Source organism: Streptomyces sp. NPDC017936 (assembly GCF_044328485.1).
Classification (GTDB): Bacteria; Actinomycetota; Actinomycetes; order Streptomycetales; family Streptomycetaceae; genus Streptomyces.
On the sequence record NZ_JBIRHK010000016.1, the window covers coordinates 38,040 to 54,295 of the forward strand.

A 16,256-nucleotide genomic window follows, 5' to 3' on the forward strand; every position below is an offset into this window, starting at 1 on the left:
CTGACGGGGGTCTCGGGTGTCGGACGGGATGCGGGTCTTCATCAGTCACGCGGGCGCCGACCGGGCGTGGGCGGAGTGGGTGGGCTGGCAGCTCACGGACGCGGGATGCAGCGTGGCGCTGACGGAACCGCGGCCCGGCCGGCCGGTCTTCGAGCAGCTGAACCAGGCCCTGAGGACGGCGCGTGCGGTCTTCGTCCTGGTGTCGGCGTCGACCAGGGACAGGGAGTGGCGGGCGTGGGAGTCGGCGCTCCCGCGAGGTGGGTACCGGCTCATCGTGCCCGTCCGTGTCGACGACACACCGTTGCCCCCCTTCCTGGCCGATCGCCGGGGTCTGCGTCTGGGCGAGCTGGACGAGGAGGAGGCCAGACGGCAACTCCTGCTGTCGCTGGCCTCGTCGCACGATCCCGCCATGGTCCCTCCCGGCTCGCCGGACACGAGCTCGCCCCTCGCGGTCCTGTCCGGGGAGCGGGTGCTGCGCAGACTGGGACTCGCCGCACCACGGCTGCCCGGCAGCCTGCCCAGGGTGTGGAACCTGCCCCCGCGCAACTCCCGGTTCGTCGGCCGCGACGAGACCCTCGCACGGCTGCGCCAGGCCCTCACCGACCACGCGCGGCTCGTCGTCACGGGGCCGGGGGGATCGGGCAAGACCCAGCTCGCCCTGGAATACGCGTACCGCTTCGCCGGACACTACGAGCTGGCCTGGTGGGTACGGCCCGGTCTGATCGGTGAGCAGCTCGCAGAACTCGCCGTGCGCACGGGTGCGGCGACGCCCGGGACGCCGCTGTCGGAGGCGCAGGAGGCCCTGAAGGCCGAACTCGGCACCCGGAGCCGCTGGTTGCTGGTCGTCGACGGAACGACGGATCCCCGGCTCGTCGAGGGGCTCCTGCCGCTGAACGGCGCGGGACACGTCCTCGTCACGTCGAGCGCGGCGCGTCCGGGCGACGATCCCCCGGCCTTCCCCCTGGCGGCCTTCACCCGCGCCGAGTCGGTCGCGCTGCTGCGGGGCGAGGCACCGCGGCTGACGTCCGCCGAGTGCGACGAGCTCGCCGCCGCCCTGGACGACCTGCCGCTGGCCCTGACGCAGGCGGCCGGTGTGCTGCGCGACGACGAGGCCCAGGCCCTGGGCATGGACGTACGGGAGTTCCTCAGGCGGCTGCACGACCCGGACGAGGCCGACGGGCGGTCCGCCGGCCATGCCCGCCCGCTCGTCACGGCGACCCGGCTCTCGGTCGAGCAGTTGAGGCGTGAGGGACCGGACGTCGCGGTCGACGTGCTGTTCGGCTGTGTGCTGCTGGCCGCCGCGCCCGTTCCGGTCCCCCTGGAGCATCACGCCTGGGACGATCTTGATCCCCTGCTGCTCGACGTCCTTCCCGGTCCCAGCACCTTGTCCCGGGTGCTGAAGACGCTGGAGACCCACTCGCTGGTCAGGGTCCGGGACGGCCGCATGCGGCTGCACCCGCACATCCGTTCCGTGCTGCGCGATCTGCTCCGCGACGACGCCCGGCCCCGGGCGGCGCGCATGGCGGAGGCGCTGCTGATCGCCGCGGTGCCCGACGATCTCGAGGCGGAGGGCGCCAAGGAGCGATGGAGCGACCTGCTGCCGCACCTGCTGGCGATCGACGCACGGGACCTCACCACGGACACGGGGCGCCAGGCCGCCTTGAACGCCTGCGGCACTCTGGTCGAGCGCGGGGACGCCGCCACGGCGCGGGACCGGCTGGTGCAGCTGCGCGAGACGTGGCGGGCCGACCTGGGCCACGGCTCCGCGTGGACGCTGAAGGCCACGCTCCTGCTCTCCTCGGCACTGAGCGGCACCGGTGAGTCCGAACGGTCCATCGCCACCCTGGAGACGGCCCTGCGCGACCTGCGGCGGGCCCACGGGAAGGACCATCCGCAGACGCTCGCGCTGGCCGGCGCGCTGACCCTGCAACTGGCGGGCGCGGGCCGGTTCGAGGAGTGCCGCCGTCTGGGTGACGAGCTGCTCCCCAGGATGCGGCGCACGCTGGGCGACGATCATCTCGCCACCCTGGTCACCGCCGTCGCGCTCGCCGTGGGCCTGAACAGCCTGGACGAATTCGCCCGGGCACGCGATCTCGCCGAGGAGGCCTTCGTCCGCAGCCGCCGGGCGCTCGGCGAGAGTCACCATCTCACCGTGCTGTCCGCCTTCGTCCTGGCCATGGCCCTGATGCAGCACGGCCAGGTGCGGGAGGCGCAGCGTCTCATGGAGGACTTCCAGCGGCACCTGGGCCCGGGGCGGGAGGCCCACTTGATGCGCACGGCCATCGAGCTCCTCGGCTTGCTGAACCGGGTGTCCGACGAAGGCGGCGCCTCCGTCGACCCCGGTCCCCGCGCGATCGGTCCCGACCAGACGGCGGCCCTGCTCAAACTGGCGAGCGACCTGTGGACCACGCGCGCACGGCCCGGCCGGGGTCACGACGTCTCGCGGGCCCTCCGGGCGCAGGACCGTGCGGACACCTCGGGCACCGCGGCCCCGTACGCCTCCGGGATCCTGGTCGTCCACGCCCCCGCCGACGAGGCCTGGGCGCACTGGGTCGCCGACCAGCTGACCGAGTGGCGGCACCACGTGTCGCTGCGCTCCGTTCCGCGCGGGGACACCGACGTCCAGTCCCTCCTGACGCAGGCGTTCCGGGACGCCGACGTGGTCGTGATCCTGTGCTCATCGGCGTACTTCCTGAAACCCGGGACCTGGCGGGACTCCTCGTGGACGCGGACCCTCCTTCGCGACCACGTGGAGGAACGGCGTCTCGTCCCGGTCTACCTGGAGTCCACCGAGGGGCACCGGCTGCCGGCCCCCCTGCGCGGGCTGGTCTCCCCGCCCCTGCCGGAGCTGGACGAGGAGGCGGCCCAGGACCTGCTGCGGTACTCCCTCGACCGCCAGGGACGGGCGGGCGCGGAGCACGTCTTCCCGGGCGTCCCCATGGACGGCGCCCCGGAGCCGAACGCGGACGCGGTGCTGACCCGGCAGCTCGTCAACGCACTCGTACGCTCGCCCGTCCTCTCCTCCCGGGCAGGGCTGGAGAACTGGCTCGCCCTGATCAGGACCGGCCCCGTCCCCGACCACGCGGACCATGACGTCCCGCTGCGGGTGCAGTTGATCGGCGTGGTGCGCGGTCTGATGCGCGTTCCGGGAGGCCTGCGGGATCTGCTGGAGGCACTCGAACTGCTGGACGATCCCGACTCCACCGCCGTGGGGGAGGTCAGGCGCATCGTCGAGCGCATCGAGAGCAGCGGGTCGGTCCGGTGAACGACGCCCCTCTCTGGTTCTTCACCAGCTACTCGGAACTGCACAACAAGCGGCCCTACGTGAAGCGGTTCCACCAGGACGTCGAGGACGAGGTCCGCGCGCTCCTCGGCCGCAGGACGCCCGGCGGTGCCTTCGTGGACATGCGCAACCTGCGCCCCGGCGACCGCTGGCGGTTCCGGATCCAGGACGGCGTGTGCCAGGCACGGACCATGCTCGCGTTGTACAGCGCGAGTTACTTCGACAGCGAGTGGTGCGCACGCGAGTGGACGGTCTTCGAGGAACGGCGCCGCCGCCACCGCACCGCGGGCGGAGCGTCGCCCCATCTGGTCGGCGTCGTCTGGCGCCGGGGACCGAGGAACTGGCCCGAGGTGGTCCGGGACGACGAGTACCTGCGCGGGGCCGCGGAATCGCGCTACGAGAAGCACGGGCTCTTCCACCTGGTCCCGGAGGGGGACGAGCGGGGCTGCGAGGAGTACGTGGGCATCGTCCGGGACGTGGCCGGGCAGCTCGCCGAGGCGATCCACAAGGGGGACGACCTGCCCTGCGTCTCGCTCGTCGAGGCCCGAGAACTGACCCCCCTGTTCGGGCCCGACGAGCGGAGCCCCGTCAACATCGTCATCTCGTACGCCGACCAGGACGTGCAGTGGGCGACATGGGCGGCCGAACAGCTGGAGCGGGAGGAACGCAGTGTGGCACTGGAGGCCGTGGAGTCGGGCGACGGCCCCGTGGAGCGGGTCCGCCAGGCCCTGCGCCGCGCCGACCGGGTACTGGTCCTCGTCTCGGGCGCCTACTTCTCCGGCCGCATGACGCGGGAGGCCCTGGACACCGCGCTCAGCGACGGGTCGTCGGACTGGCAGCGTCTGGTGCCGGTGTTCGTCGAGCCCTCGGTGGAGGATGAGCTTCCTTCCTCCTTCCGGCGTCTGGCCCGCACCGCGCTCCAGGACCTCGACGAGGGTGACGCGAGGAACGTCGTCCTCAAGGCCTCGACGCAGCTCATAGAACGCGTCACGCAACCGCCGCGGCAGCGGGCCGCCTTCCCCGGCCGGCCGGCGGCGGGCGCGCCGGCCGGCGAGAGGCAGGCTCTCGTGGTGCTTCTGGTGAACGCGCTGCTCACGGCGGACTCGGTCACCGACGACGCCATCCGTCCCCTCTGGCTGGCCCAGACGGGACTCGACCTCGGGTCGCTGAACCAGGGCATTCCGCTGCGCGCTCAGCTGTTCGCGCTCATCGCCCTGGCGGCCACCCGTCCCGACGGCTGCACGGCGCTCGCCGACGCGCTCGACGCGCTGGAACCCGGATCACCGGCGGCCGACCAGGTCAGGCGGGCTGTCGAACGCCTCGCCGCGTCACCGCCGCCCCCGGCCGAGCCGACCGCCCTCGGGTGAGCCCCGGTCAGGCCCGGCTCTGCGCCACCAGCTCACGGCAGCGCTCGACGTCCTGCGCCATCTGCTCCAGCAGGCCCTCCAGCGACTCGAACTTCGCCTGTCCGCGCACGAAGGCCAGGAAGTCGACGGCGACGTGGAGGCCGTACAGGTCGAGCCCGACGCGGTCGATGGCGTACGCCTCCACCGTGCGCTCGGTGCCGTCGAACTGCGGGTTGGTGCCGACGGAGATCGCGGCCGGCATCGCCTCGCCGGCCGCGTGCAGCCAGCCGGCGTAGACGCCGTCGGCGGGGATCGCGGTGTGCGGGAGCGTCTCGACGTTCGCCGTGGGGAAGCCGAGTTCGCGGCCCCGCTGGGCGCCGCGCACGACCACGCCCTCCACGCGGTGCGGGCGGCCGAGGATCTCGGCGGCCCCCTCGAGGTCGCCCTCGGCGATCAGGCGCCGGGTCAGGGTCGAGGAGAACGGCTCGCCGCCGCCCGCCTCGCCCGTCAGGTACAGGTCGACGACCTCGACCTCGAAGTCGTAGATCTTGCCCTGCTCGGTCAGGAACTCCACGCTCCCGGCGGCCTTGTGGCCGAAGCGGAAGTTCGGGCCCTCGACGACCGCCTTGGCGCGCAGCTTGTCGACCAGGACCTTGACGACGAAGTCGGCGGGCGAGAGCTTCGAGAACTCCGTGGTGAAGGGGAGGATCAGGACCGCGTCCACACCCAGCTCGGTCATCAGCTCGGCGCGACGGTGGTGCGGCGCGAGCAGCGGGGGGTGACTGCCGGGACGGACGACCTCGCTGGGGTGCGGGTCGAAGGTGACGACGACGGAGGGCACGCCCAGCTCGCGGGCACGGTCCACGGCGTGCCGGATGATCAGCTGGTGTCCGCGGTGGACCCCGTCGTAAGAGCCGATGGTGACGACGCTGCGCCCCCAGTCCTGGGGGATGTCCTCCAAGCCACGCCAGCGCTGCACTGTGACCGCTCCTCGAACCCGTGTCCGTGTTTTTCGTGTTCCGTTGACCGCTTACGCAGCTCTAAGAGTGCCATGCCGGGTGCCCTCGGCCGTCATCGGCATCGGTGCTGTGACCCGGCCCACGCGGGAGACCGCTCCCACGCCCCGCTCCGCCCGCCGGGTCCTCGAGCACGCGACGGGCGCTCGGGTCGGCGACCGCCGCCCGCTCCCCCCGGGGCGTCGGCGTGCCGGCCCGCCACCCGCGCGGCGCGAGCCCGTGCCGCGGGAGCGGCCGGCGAGGTCGCGGACGTGGACCGGGGCCCGTTCCGGAAGCCGGGGAATGCCGGTTCCGAGGGGAGGCTCGCCGTAGGGTGAGGGGCGACCGAAGGCGGCCGACACCCCGGGGAGCCCTGTATGCCGCGGTACCTGATCTCGTTCGACGACGGCGCGATGACCTTCCCCGAGGAGGAGTTGCCCGAGGTGGCCGAGGCCTCGTACGAGGTGGTGCGCAAGGCCCGGGACGCCGGTGTGTGGGTCTTCGGCGGCGGGCTGGAAAGCCAGCGGGCGAGCGTCGTGGCCACCGACGGGACCGTCGCCGACGGCCCGTACCCGGAGACCAAGGCGGTGCTCGGCGGGTTCTCGGTCATCGATGTGCCCTCGCGTGAGGACGCGCTGGAGTGGGCCGCCGAGATCGCCGCCGCGTGCCGCTGCGCGCAAGAGGTCCGGGAGATCATGCCCGACCCGACCGTCTGACCGGAGACGGCCCGCGGCGCCCGGGTCCTGATCCGGCGGACGAGGCGTGGGATGGTCGGCCGGACAGGTCGCCGGCCGAACGCGCCCCCTCGCACTCCCCGTATTCACTCCGAGCGCCTGCCCGGACGGGTGAATGGACGGGGACCGTTGGACAGACCCTAGGGGTGGGGGAACCGGGGGGGGACCGTGGAGCGGCGGCGGAGCAGGACCCCGTGCTCGCCGCTCCACGGGTGAACCGGCGGGGCTCAGCCGAGGACGGCCAGGCTCTTCGCCTTGCCCTTCTGCTCCTCGACCAGCGCCAGGAAACGGCCCTCGGGGTCGAAGACGGCCACCGGGCCGGCGGTGGCGTACTCGTCGGGCATCTCCAGCCGCACGCCGTTGGTGAGCAGCCGGGCCCGCCGCGCGTCGACGTCCCAGCGGGGGAACGCCGCCGCGGCGGCCTCGGCGACCGGCATCACCGTCAGCTCCTCCTGGAGCTGGTCCAGGGTGCGCGCGGAGTCCAGCTTGTACGGGCCGACGCGGGTGCGGCGCAGGGCGGTGAGGTGGCCGCCGACGCCGAGGCCGGCGCCCAGGTCGCGGGCGAGGGCGCGGATGTAGGTGCCGGAGGAGCAGACCACCGAGACGATCAGGTCCAGGACGGGGGTGCCGTCCTCGGCGACGGCGTCGCGGACGTCGTACACCGTGAAGGAGGAGACGGTGACCGGCCGGGCGGGGATCTCGAAGTCCTCGCCCTCACGGGCCCGCTTGTAGGAGCGCACGCCGTTGATCTTGATGGCGCTGACCTTGGACGGGACCTGCATGATGTCGCCGGTCAGCCGGGCGATGCCGGCGTCGACGGCGTCCCGGGTGACCTTGGAGGCGTCGGTGGAGGAGGTGATCTCCCCCTCGGCGTCGTCCGTCAGGGTGTTCTGGCCCAGCCGGACGGTCCCCAGGTACTCCTTCTCGGTGAGGGCGAGGTGCCCGAGGAGCTTGGTCGCCCTCTCCACGCCGAGGACGAGGACGCCCGTCGCCATCGGGTCGAGCGTGCCGGCGTGACCGACGCGGCGGGTCTTGGCGATCCCCCGCATCTTGGCGACGACGTCGTGCGAAGTGAAGCCCGACGGCTTGTCGACGATGACGAGGCCGTCGGGCGCGGTGTGCTTACGGTTCATTCGGCGGTGTCGTCCGTCTCGTCCTCGTCCGGCTTGCGGTACGGGTCGGCGCCACCGGCGTACGCGGCGCCCGCGGACGCCTCGCGCACCTTCTCGTCGGACTGGCGCGCCCTGTCGAGGAGGTCCTCGATGGTGCGGGCGCTGTCCGGCAGGGCGTCGGCGACGAAGGACAGCGTCGGCGTGAACTTCACGCCGGCCGCGCGGCCGACCTCGGAGCGCAGGATGCCCTTGGCGCTCTCCAGGCCGGCGGCGGCCGCCTTGCGGTCCTCGTCGTCGCCGTACACGGTGTAGAAGACGGTCGCCTCCCTGAGGTCGCCCGTGACGCGGGTGTCCGTGATGGTGACGTGGGAGCCGAGCCGCGGGTCCTTGATCCCGCGCTGCAGCTTCTGGGCCACCACCTCTCGGATGAGGTCCGCAAGCCTCTTGGCGCGCGCGTTGTCGGCCACTGGTCCGTCTCCCGTTCTTTCTTCTTCTTGCGTTCTCTGGTCCGGTCAGTCGTCTTCGCCGTGGAAACGGCGTCTGACCGACAGCAGTTCCACTTCGGGGCGGCCGGCGACCAGCCGTTCGCACCGGTCCAGTACGTCGGTCAGGTGCTCCGCGTCGCCCGAGACCATGGCCAGGCCGATGACGGCCCGGCGGTGGAGGTCCTGGTGGTCCACCTCGGCCGCGCTCACCGCGTACTTGCGCTGGAGCTCGGCGACGATGGGGCGGACGACGGAGCGCTTCTCCTTCAGCGACCGTACGTCGCCGAGGAGGAGGTCGAAGGACAGAGTCCCCACGTACATGTGTGTAACCGGTTCACCCGCCGGTACGGGATCGATGGCCCCGTCGGCCGTGTGGGACAGGGCATCAGGAACGGTACAACGATACCCGCGGTGGCTCGACGGGGTTTTCGCCCGCCCGGTCACCCGGGCCCGTCCGGGGCCGCTGACGGGGGCCGCGGGCCCCCGGGAACGGCGGCGCGCCGGCCGGCGGGACGGATCCCGTCGGCCGGCGCGTACCGGGGTGGGTCACACCCGCGGCTTCTCCCGCATCTCGTACGTCGCGATGACGTCGTCGACCTTGATGTCGTTGAAGTTGCCGAGGTTGATACCGCCCTCGAACCCTTCGCGGATCTCGGTGACGTCGTCCTTGAAGCGACGCAGGCCCTCGATGGTGAGGTTCTCCGCGATGACCTTGCCGTCGCGGACCAGGCGGGCCTTGGTATTGCGCTTGACCTCGCCCGAGCGGATGAGGACACCGGCGATGTTGCCCAGCTTGGACGACTTGAAGACCTCGCGGATCTCCGCCGTACCGAGCTCGACCTCCTCGTACTCCGGCTTCAGCATGCCCTTCAGGGCCGCCTCGATCTCCTCGATCGCCTGGTAGATGACCGAGTAGTAGCGGACGTCCACGCCCTCGCGCTCCGCCATCTGCTGCGCGCGGCCGGCGGCACGCACGTTGAAGCCGATGACGATCGCGTCCGAGCCCATCGCCAGGTCGATGTCGGACTCCGTGACCGCACCGACGCCGCGGTGCAGGACGCGGATGTCGACCTCTTCGCCGACGTCCAGCTGGAGCAGGGAGGACTCGAGGGCCTCCACCGAACCGGAAGCGTCACCCTTGATGATCAGGTTCAGCTGCTGGACCTCGCCGGCCTTGAGGGCCGCGTCCAGGTTCTCCAGGGAGAACCTGCGCGTGCGCTTGGCGAAGGCCGCGTTGCGCTCGCGGGCCGCACGCTTCTCGGCGATCTGGCGGGCCGTGCGGTCCTCGTCGACGACGAGGAAGTTGTCGCCGGCGCCCGGGACGTTGGTCAGGCCCAGGACCTGGACCGGCGTCGACGGGCCGGCCTCGGCCACGTTGTTGCCGTTGTCGTCGAGCATGGCGCGCACACGACCGTAGGCGTCGCCCACGACCATCGTGTCGCCGACCCGCAGCGTGCCTCGCTGCACGAGGACCGTCGCCACGGCGCCGCGGCCGCGGTCGAGACGGGACTCGATCGAGATGCCCTGCGCGTCCTGGCTCGGGTTGGCCCGCAGGTCGAGCGAGGCGTCGGCCGTGAGGATCACGGCCTCCAGCAGCGAGTCGATGTGCAGACCCTGCTTGGCGGAGATGTCGACGAACATCGTGTCGCCGCCGTACTCCTCGGCGACCAGGCCGTACTCGGTCAGCTGACCGCGGACCTTGGTCGGGTCGGCGCCCTCGACGTCGATCTTGTTGACCGCGACGACGATCGGGACGTCGGCCGCCTTGGCGTGGTTGAGCGCCTCGACCGTCTGCGGCATGACGCCGTCGTTGGCCGCGACGACCAGGATCGCGATGTCGGTCGACTTCGCACCACGGGCACGCATGGCGGTGAACGCCTCGTGACCCGGGGTGTCGATGAAGGTGATCCTGCGCTCTTCGTCGTTGACCTCGGTCGCGACCTGGTAGGCACCGATGTGCTGGGTGATGCCACCGGCCTCGCCCGCGATGACGTTCGTCTTGCGGATGGCGTCGAGCAGGCGGGTCTTGCCGTGGTCGACGTGACCCATGACGGTGACGACCGGCGGGCGGACCACCAGGTCCTCCTCGTCGCCCTCGTCCTCGCCGAACTCGATGTCGAAGGACTCGAGCAGCTCGCGGTCCTCCTCCTCCGGGCTGACGATCTGAACCGTGTAGTTCATCTCGCCCGCGAGGAGTTCGAGCGTCTCGTCGGAGACGGACTGGGTCGCGGTGACCATCTCGCCGAGGTTCATCATGACCGCGACGAGCGACGCCGGGTTGGCGTTGATCTTCTCCGCGAAGTCGGTGAGCGACGCACCGCGCGACAGGCGAATGGTCTCGCCGTTGCCGCGAGGCAGCATCACGCCGCCGACCGACGGGGCCTGCATGGCCTCGTACTCCTGGCGCCTCTGCCGCTTCGACTTGCGGCCGCGGCGCGCGGGACCGCCCGGACGACCGAAGGCGCCCTGCGTGCCGCCACGGCCACCGGGACCGCCCGGACGACCGCCGAAGCCGGGACGACCGCCGCCGCCACCGCCCGGACCGCCGGGACGGCCGGCGAAGCCGCCGCCACCACCGCCACCGGGACCGCCGGGACGGCCGGCGAAGCCGCCGCCGCCACCCGGACGACCGGCGAAGCCGCCGCCGCCACCCGGACGACCGCCGCCGCCACCGGGACGACCGCCGCCGCCGGGACCGCGGCCGCCGGGGCCGCCGCCGGGACGCGGGCCGGCCGCGGGACGCTGCGGCATCATGCCGGGGTTCGGACGGGGGCCGCCGGGACGCGGCGCGCCGCCCTGCGGGCGGGGCATGCCGGCCGGCGACGGACGGGGACCGCCCGGAGCCTGCGGACGCGGGCCGCCGCCCTGGCCACCGGGGGCCTGGGGACGGGGACCGGCGCCGGGAGCGCCACCGGGGCCGCCGGGACGCGGGCCGCCCTGCGGACGCGGGGCCTGCGGACGGGCCATACCGGCGTTGCCACCGGAGGTGAAGGGGTTGTTGCCCGGGCGCGGACCGGCCGGACGGGCACCGGGACGCGGGGCGCCGGCGCCACCGGGACGCGGACCCTGCGCGGCGGCCGGACGGGGCGCCTGACCGCCCTGCTGGCCCTGACCGGGCGCGCCGGGACGGGCGCCGGGCCTGGGCGCGCCGGGGCGCGGACCCTGGCCGGCCGGGCGGGGGGCCTGCGGGGCGGCCGGGGCCGACGGCGGAGCGGTGAACTCCGGGGCGGCCGGGGCCGGACGCGGCGCGGGCTTGGGGCCCGGCACCGGACGCGGGCCCGGGGCCGGCGCGGAGGGCGCCGCCGGGGCCGCGGGCGTCTGGGCCGCGGGGGGCTTGGGGGCGGCCGGCCGCGGGGCAGCCGGACGAGCCGCCTGCGCCGGGGAGGGCGCGCCGGGCTTGGGGGCAGCCTTGCGCGGGGCGGGCCTGGCGGACTTGCCGCCGCCCTGGAAGGCGTCAGTCAGTTTGCGGACTACGGGCGCTTCGATGGTCGAAGACGCCGAACGGACGAATTCACCGAGTTCCTGGAGCTTGGCCATGACGACCTTGCTCTCCACTCCGAACTCCTTGGCGAGTTCGTATACCCGGACCTTAGCCACTTCGCTCCTTTTAGGTCCGGGTTGCGGCCGGACCGTCGCTACTTCATGGGCGTACTCATCGCGTACTCATCGAGTGCTCATCGCAATCTCGACCTGCTTTCGACTCGCGAGGTACCAGGGCCGCACGGGGATCCGCGCGACGCTTCTTACGGCGTTGCCTGCTCGGCAACTGTCATCTGCTCGACGTACCGGCGCAACGCCTTTGTGTCGAGCGCTCCCGGGGCACGCAACGCCCGCGTGAACGCCCGGCGGCGCACCGCCTGGTCGAGACAGACCGAGGCGGGATGCACGTACGCACCCCGGCCGGGCAGCGTACCGCGCGGATCGGGGACGCACGCGTCCTCGACCGCCACGATGCGCAGCAGCTCCGTCTTGGCCGCTCGCTGCCGACACCCCACACAGGTGCGTTCAGGGCATGCTCCGGCGTGCGTCCGGCCAGACACAGCTAAGTCTACCTCCCCGTACCGACCTCACCCCTTTGGGTCAGGAATCGAACGGCTGTTGTCGTGATCTCAGCCAATCCAGGCCGAGATCTATTCCCCGGCGGCCGGACCGGCTACGCGCCGGTCTGCTCGGTGTCCGGCCGGATGTCGATCCGCCAGCCGGTCAGCCGGGCGGCGAGCCGGGCGTTCTGCCCTTCCTTGCCGATCGCCAGGGACAGCTGGTAGTCCGGCACGGTCACGCGGGCCGAGCGGGCGGCGAGGTCGACGACCTCCACCTTGGACACCCGGGCGGGTGACAGCGCGTTCGCCACCATCTCGGCCGGGTCGTCCGACCAGTCGACGATGTCGATCTTCTCGCCGTTCAGTTCGCCCATCACGTTGCGCACCCGTCCGCCCATGGGGCCGATGCAGGCGCCCTTGGCGTTCAGGCCCGAACGGGTGGACCGGACGGCGATCTTCGTGCGGTGACCGGCCTCACGCGCGATGGCGGCGATCTCGACGGAGCCGTCGGCGATCTCCGGCACCTCCAGCGCGAAGAGCTTCTTCACGAGGTTGGGGTGGGTGCGCGAGAGCGTCACGGACGGGCCGCGCACGCCCTTCGCGACCCGGACGACGTAGCTGCGCAGACGCAGGCCGTGCGCGTAGGTCTCGCCGGGGACCTGCTCCTGCACCGGCAGGATGGCCTCCAGCTTGCCGATGTCGACGAGCACGTTCTTCGGGTCGCGGCCCTGCTGGACCACTCCGGTGACGATGTCGCCCTCGCGGCCGGCGTACTCGCCGAGCGTCGCGTCGTCCTCGGCGTCGCGCAGCCGCTGCAGGATCACCTGCTTGGCGGTGGTGGCGGCGATACGGCCGAAGCCGGACGGGGTGTCGTCGAACTCGCGGGGCTCCTGGCCCTCCTCGAGGTCCTCCGGGTCCTCCTTCGCCCACACGGTCACGTGACCGGTCTCCCGGTTGAGCTCCACGCGCGCGTGGCGGCGGCTTCCCTCGGTGCGGTGGTAGGCGATGAGGAGGGCCGACTCGATCGCCTCGACCAGCAGGTCGAAGGAGATCTCCTTCTCCCGCACCAAGCCCCGCAGGGCGCTCATGTCGATGTCCACGGCTACGCCTCCTCCTCTTCCTTCATGTCCTTCTTGTCCTTGCGGTTGAACTCGACCTGGACCCGGGCCCGGTCGATGTCGCCGAAGGCGAGCCTGCGGGTGGTGGCCTTGCGGCCCTTCACTCCGGGCACTTCGACGTCGAGGCCGGCCTCGTCCACGGCGAGGATGCGCGCGACGAGCTCGCCGCCCTCGTGGAGCTGGAACTTCACCAGACGGTCCGTCGCCCGCACGTAGTGGCGGTGCTCGGTGAGGGCGCGCTCCGCGCCCGGGGTGCCGACCTCGAGGGTGTACTCGCCCTCGCCCATCGCGTCCGTCTCGTCGAGCTTCGCCGAGAGCGCGCGGCTCACATCGGCGATCCGGTCCAGGTCCGCACCGGTGTCGGAGTCGACGACGACGCTCAGCACACGCTTGCGTCCGACGGAGTCCACGGTGATCTCTTCGAGGTCCAGGCCCTGGGAGGTGACGAGCGGTTCCAGCAGTTCTCGCAGCCTCTCGCTCTGGGTGGTGCTCATCCGGGTGACTCCTCGGCCGCGTGTGCTGTTGTGGGATGGGTCGCTGTCTGGTCAAAGGGTATCCGGTCGCGGGGGGTGTTGCCGTCCACCGGGCGGCCACCGGGGCGCACGCGGTGCCGATGAGTGGTGCCGGCCCGGCGCGCGGGTACGGTGATCACGGGCGTGCCGCCCGTGATCGGAATATCCGTCATACGACTGTCGTACGAGTTCCCCGAGGACGTCTGCCGTGCCGTTCCCCCCGCCGCCGCGCACCCCCTCGGGGCCGCGCAGAAGAACCCTGCTCGCCTCGGCCGCCGGGGCCGCCCTGCTCGTGGGCTGCTCCCCGGGCGGGGACTCCGGCGCGGGGAGCTCCGGCGGCAGCACGCCGTCGGCCACGGAGCGGGCACGCGCGCGTGCGGCGCGGGACAGCACGGCGCTGGTGGCGCGGTACGACGCCGTCCTCGCCGCCCATCCGGCGCTGGCGGAGCGGCTGACGCCGCTGCGGGCGGAGGTCGTGCGGCATGTGGCGGCGTTCGGCGGCGCGGAGGGGCCGTCCGCCTCTCCGTCCCCGTCCGTCTCCTCGCCGTCCGCCTCCTCGCCGTCCGCTTCCCCCTCGGCGCCGGGGTCCTCGGCGCCGGCCGGGGTGCCCCCGGGCGAGAAGGACGCGCTCGCCCACCTCGCCACCGCGGAGCGGACGCTCGCCGACCAGCGGGTCGCGGCGCTGGTGGACGTGCCGGGCGAGCTGGCCCGGCTGCTGGCCTCGGTCGCGGCCGCCGGGGCGGCGCACGCGTACCTGCTGACGGAGGGGACCCGATGACGGAGCGGAAGAGCGGGGAACTGGCGGCCCTCCAGGCGGCGCTGGCCGCCGAGCACGCCGCGGTGTACGGCTACGGGGTCGTCGGCGGGCGCGTCCGCGAGGCGCGGCGCGCGGAGGCGCGCGCCGCGTACGACGCGCACCGGGCGCGCCGGGACGCGCTGGCGCGCGAGGTGCGTGACCTGGGTGCCGAGCCGGTCGCCGCGAGCGCCGCGTACGCGCTGCCGTTCCCGGTGCCGGACCCGGCCGCGGCGGTCCGGCTGGCGGCCGAGCTGGAGGAGCGCGTGGCCGGGGTGTACTCCGACCTGGTGCGGGCCGCCGCGGGCGCACGGCGCCGGGAGGCGGCCGGGGCGCTGCGGGAGGCGGCGGTCCGGGCGGTGCGCTGGCGCGGCGGGAGCGTAGCCTTCCCTGGTCTCGCCGAGCGGGCCGGCACGGCCAGGCAGCCGGCCGCCACCGGCGCCGGGCCCTCGGCCACGGGAGCGGGCGGGGCGACACCGACGGCGTGACCGGGAGAGGGCCGGCGGCGGACGGACCGGAGAACGGACCGGAGCAGAGCGGAACGGACCGGAAGAGACCGGAACGGCCGGAGCAGGACCTGGGCAGGACCGGAGCAGGAAGGGACGACTCGCGCATGGCTTTCGAACCGCCGCGGCGTCTGGTCAGGGCGCTCGGTGAGACGGCACCGCGGGGTGACGCCTGGCTGGAGAGGCTGCCGGAGACGGCGGCACGGGCCGTCGCGCTGCGCGGGCTGACCGTCGAGCGGGTGCAGGTGCCGGGCGGGCGCAGCAGCCTGGTCGTCCTGGTGCGGTACGCCGACGGCAGCCCGGCGGTGCTGAAGCTGGCCCCGCCCCGGTTCCGGCCGGAGGCCGAGCGGGCCGCGCTCGCGCACTGGGGCGGCCTGGGCGCCGTGCAGCTGCTGGAGGGGCCCGTGACGGAGGGGGTGCTGCTGCTGGAGCGGCTGCACCCCGACGTGTCGGTGCGGTCGCTGCCGGAGGCCAAGGCGCTCCTGGAGGCCGCGGGGACGCTGCGGCGGCTGTGGGTCGACCCGCCCGGCGAGAGCGGCGCGCCGGTGTTCGAGACCGTGGCCGAGCGGACCGGACGGCAGGCGGAGGCGATGCGCGCGAGTGCCGACGCGGAGGTGGCCCCCCTGGTCGACGCGGCGCTCGCGGCCCGCGAGGAACTGCTGGCCGCGCCGCCCGAGCACCGGCTGCTGCACGGAACGTTCCGGCAGAGCAAGGTGCTGTCGGGCGAGCGGCTGCCGTGGCTCGCCGTGGGGCCGGATCCGGTGGTCGGCGAGTGCGCCTTCGACCTGGCCCGCCTGGTCCGGGACCGGGTGGAGGACCTGATCGCCTCGCCGTCCGGCGCCACGACCACCCGGCGGCGCGTGAAGCGGCTCGCGGAGTCGCTGGAGCTGGACCAGGAACGGCTGCGCGGCTGGACGCTGTTCCGGGCGGTGGAATCGGGGCTGCGGGCGCGCCGGGTCGGACGGGTGCGGGACGCGGAGCAGTTGCTGGAGTTCGGGGGGTGGCTGTAGGACTGCGGCGGTCCGGGACGGCCCGCACGGGGCCGGAGCACACCCCGGCCACGCGCTCCTCCGGCTCGGCCGCGAGCCGGACCGCCGCCGGCCGGACCGCCGCGGCCGGGTCCGGCACCGGGAACGGCAGCGCGTACGCGGCGCTCGCGGCGACCGGCTCGGCGCCCAGGTCGCGCACCTCGCGCGCCGGCGCGTCCCGGCGCGCCCGGTACGCCGCGCGCGCCTCGCGGACGCGCCCGCCGACGCCCCCGCAGCCCTCGTCCTCCTGGACCGGCCGCCCTGGCCGTCCGTCTCCGCGGTGACGCCCGTCGCGTCCCAGGGT

Annotated in this window: 14 protein-coding genes and 1 pseudogene; 6 read left to right on the forward strand and 9 right to left on the reverse strand. The window is 73.6% G+C overall.

Annotation, left to right across the window (positions count from 1 at the left end; translation table 11 throughout):
* The first annotated feature begins 28 nt into the window (after positions 1-28).
* Together fxsT and ACH4F6_RS29280 are read left to right on the forward strand one after the other, a co-directional pair.
* Positions 29-3,265: an FxSxx-COOH system tetratricopeptide repeat protein gene (gene fxsT / locus ACH4F6_RS29275; protein WP_397963383.1), complete on the forward strand. Its 3,237-nt coding sequence runs from the start codon at positions 29-31 to the stop codon at positions 3,263-3,265.
* A complete protein-coding gene (locus ACH4F6_RS29280) occupies positions 3,262-4,650 on the forward strand; it encodes a TIR domain-containing protein (protein ID WP_397963384.1) in 1,389 nt (462 codons plus the stop codon). The genes fxsT and ACH4F6_RS29280 overlap by 4 nt, the downstream gene beginning before the upstream one ends.
* A gap of 7 nt (positions 4,651-4,657) precedes the next feature.
* Here ACH4F6_RS29280 and ACH4F6_RS29285 read toward each other — a convergent pair whose 3' ends face one another.
* Entirely contained in the window at positions 4,658-5,608 is a 951-nt protein-coding gene (locus ACH4F6_RS29285; RefSeq protein ID WP_397963385.1) for a bifunctional riboflavin kinase/FAD synthetase, read from the reverse strand.
* Positions 5,609-6,001: 393 nt separating this feature from the next.
* On the opposite strand from ACH4F6_RS29285, the gene ACH4F6_RS29290 reads away from it, so the two are divergent.
* Complete coding sequence (locus ACH4F6_RS29290; RefSeq protein ID WP_397963386.1) at positions 6,002-6,340, forward strand: YciI family protein; 339 nt, start codon at positions 6,002-6,004, stop codon at positions 6,338-6,340.
* 245 nt (positions 6,341-6,585) lie between these two features.
* On the opposite strand, the gene truB is transcribed toward ACH4F6_RS29290, so the two are convergent.
* The 7 genes from truB to rimP form a co-directional block, all read right to left on the reverse strand.
* On the reverse strand, positions 6,586-7,491 hold the full coding sequence (gene truB / locus ACH4F6_RS29295) for a tRNA pseudouridine(55) synthase TruB (RefSeq protein WP_397963387.1): 906 nt from the start codon (positions 7,489-7,491) through the stop codon (positions 6,586-6,588).
* Positions 7,488-7,937 carry a 30S ribosome-binding factor RbfA gene (rbfA, locus tag ACH4F6_RS29300; RefSeq protein ID WP_397963388.1) on the reverse strand — a complete coding sequence of 150 codons (450 nt, stop codon included), beginning with the start codon at positions 7,935-7,937 and terminating at the stop codon, positions 7,488-7,490. Before rbfA ends, truB begins: the two co-directional genes overlap by 4 nt.
* 45 nt (positions 7,938-7,982) lie before the next feature.
* Positions 7,983-8,276: a DUF503 domain-containing protein gene (locus ACH4F6_RS29305; protein WP_385075136.1), complete on the reverse strand. Its 294-nt coding sequence runs from the start codon at positions 8,274-8,276 to the stop codon at positions 7,983-7,985.
* 225 nt (positions 8,277-8,501) lie between these two features.
* Entirely contained in the window at positions 8,502-11,552 is a 3,051-nt protein-coding gene (gene infB, locus ACH4F6_RS29310; RefSeq protein ID WP_397963389.1) for a translation initiation factor IF-2, read from the reverse strand.
* Positions 11,553-11,698: 146 nt separating this feature from the next.
* The gene (locus ACH4F6_RS29315; protein ID WP_397963390.1) at positions 11,699-11,995 is read right to left on the reverse strand and encodes a YlxR family protein; all 297 of its coding nucleotides are present in this window, start codon (positions 11,993-11,995) and stop codon (positions 11,699-11,701) included.
* Positions 11,996-12,108: 113 nt separating this feature from the next.
* Positions 12,109-13,095, reverse strand: coding sequence for a transcription termination factor NusA (gene nusA / locus ACH4F6_RS29320; protein WP_397963391.1), 987 nt, complete (start codon positions 13,093-13,095; stop codon positions 12,109-12,111).
* Between the two features lie 2 nt (positions 13,096-13,097).
* Positions 13,098-13,607 (reverse strand): ribosome maturation factor RimP, encoded by a 510-nt coding sequence (rimP, locus tag ACH4F6_RS29325; RefSeq protein WP_397963392.1) that lies wholly within the window; start codon positions 13,605-13,607, stop codon positions 13,098-13,100.
* Between the two features lie 226 nt (positions 13,608-13,833).
* Between rimP and ACH4F6_RS29330 the strand changes: the two genes are divergently transcribed.
* From ACH4F6_RS29330 to ACH4F6_RS29340, 3 genes are all read left to right on the forward strand, one after another.
* Positions 13,834-14,403, forward strand: a complete 570-nt coding sequence (locus ACH4F6_RS29330; RefSeq protein WP_397963393.1) for a hypothetical protein — start codon at positions 13,834-13,836, stop codon at positions 14,401-14,403.
* The gene (locus tag ACH4F6_RS29335) at positions 14,400-14,906 is read left to right on the forward strand and encodes a ferritin-like domain-containing protein (protein WP_397963394.1); all 507 of its coding nucleotides are present in this window, start codon (positions 14,400-14,402) and stop codon (positions 14,904-14,906) included. The genes ACH4F6_RS29330 and ACH4F6_RS29335 overlap by 4 nt, the downstream gene beginning before the upstream one ends.
* A 125-nt stretch (positions 14,907-15,031) precedes the next feature.
* On the forward strand, positions 15,032-15,934 hold the full coding sequence (locus ACH4F6_RS29340) for an aminoglycoside phosphotransferase family protein (RefSeq protein ID WP_397963395.1): 903 nt from the start codon (positions 15,032-15,034) through the stop codon (positions 15,932-15,934).
* 37 nt (positions 15,935-15,971) lie between these two features.
* On the opposite strand, the pseudogene ACH4F6_RS29345 reads toward ACH4F6_RS29340, so the two are convergent.
* Positions 15,972-16,253: pseudogene (locus tag ACH4F6_RS29345) on the reverse strand (DUF4439 domain-containing protein); the annotation flags it as partial.
* Between the last annotated feature and the right edge of the window lie 3 nt (positions 16,254-16,256).

Coding starts and splice junctions, on each gene's coding strand:
- fxsT (WP_397963383.1), top strand. CDS start 29: ATGCGGGTCTTCATCAGTCACGCGGGCGCCGACCGGGCGTGGGCGGAG.
- ACH4F6_RS29290 (WP_397963386.1), top strand. CDS start 6,002: ATGCCGCGGTACCTGATCTCGTTCGACGACGGCGCGATGACCTTCCCC.
- truB (WP_397963387.1), bottom strand. CDS start 7,491: ATGAACCGTAAGCACACCGCGCCCGACGGCCTCGTCATCGTCGACAAG.
- ACH4F6_RS29305 (WP_385075136.1), bottom strand. CDS start 8,276: ATGTACGTGGGGACTCTGTCCTTCGACCTCCTCCTCGGCGACGTACGG.
- rimP (WP_397963392.1), bottom strand. CDS start 13,607: ATGAGCACCACCCAGAGCGAGAGGCTGCGAGAACTGCTGGAACCGCTC.
- ACH4F6_RS29335 (WP_397963394.1), top strand. CDS start 14,400: ATGACGGAGCGGAAGAGCGGGGAACTGGCGGCCCTCCAGGCGGCGCTG.
- ACH4F6_RS29340 (WP_397963395.1), top strand. CDS start 15,032: ATGGCTTTCGAACCGCCGCGGCGTCTGGTCAGGGCGCTCGGTGAGACG.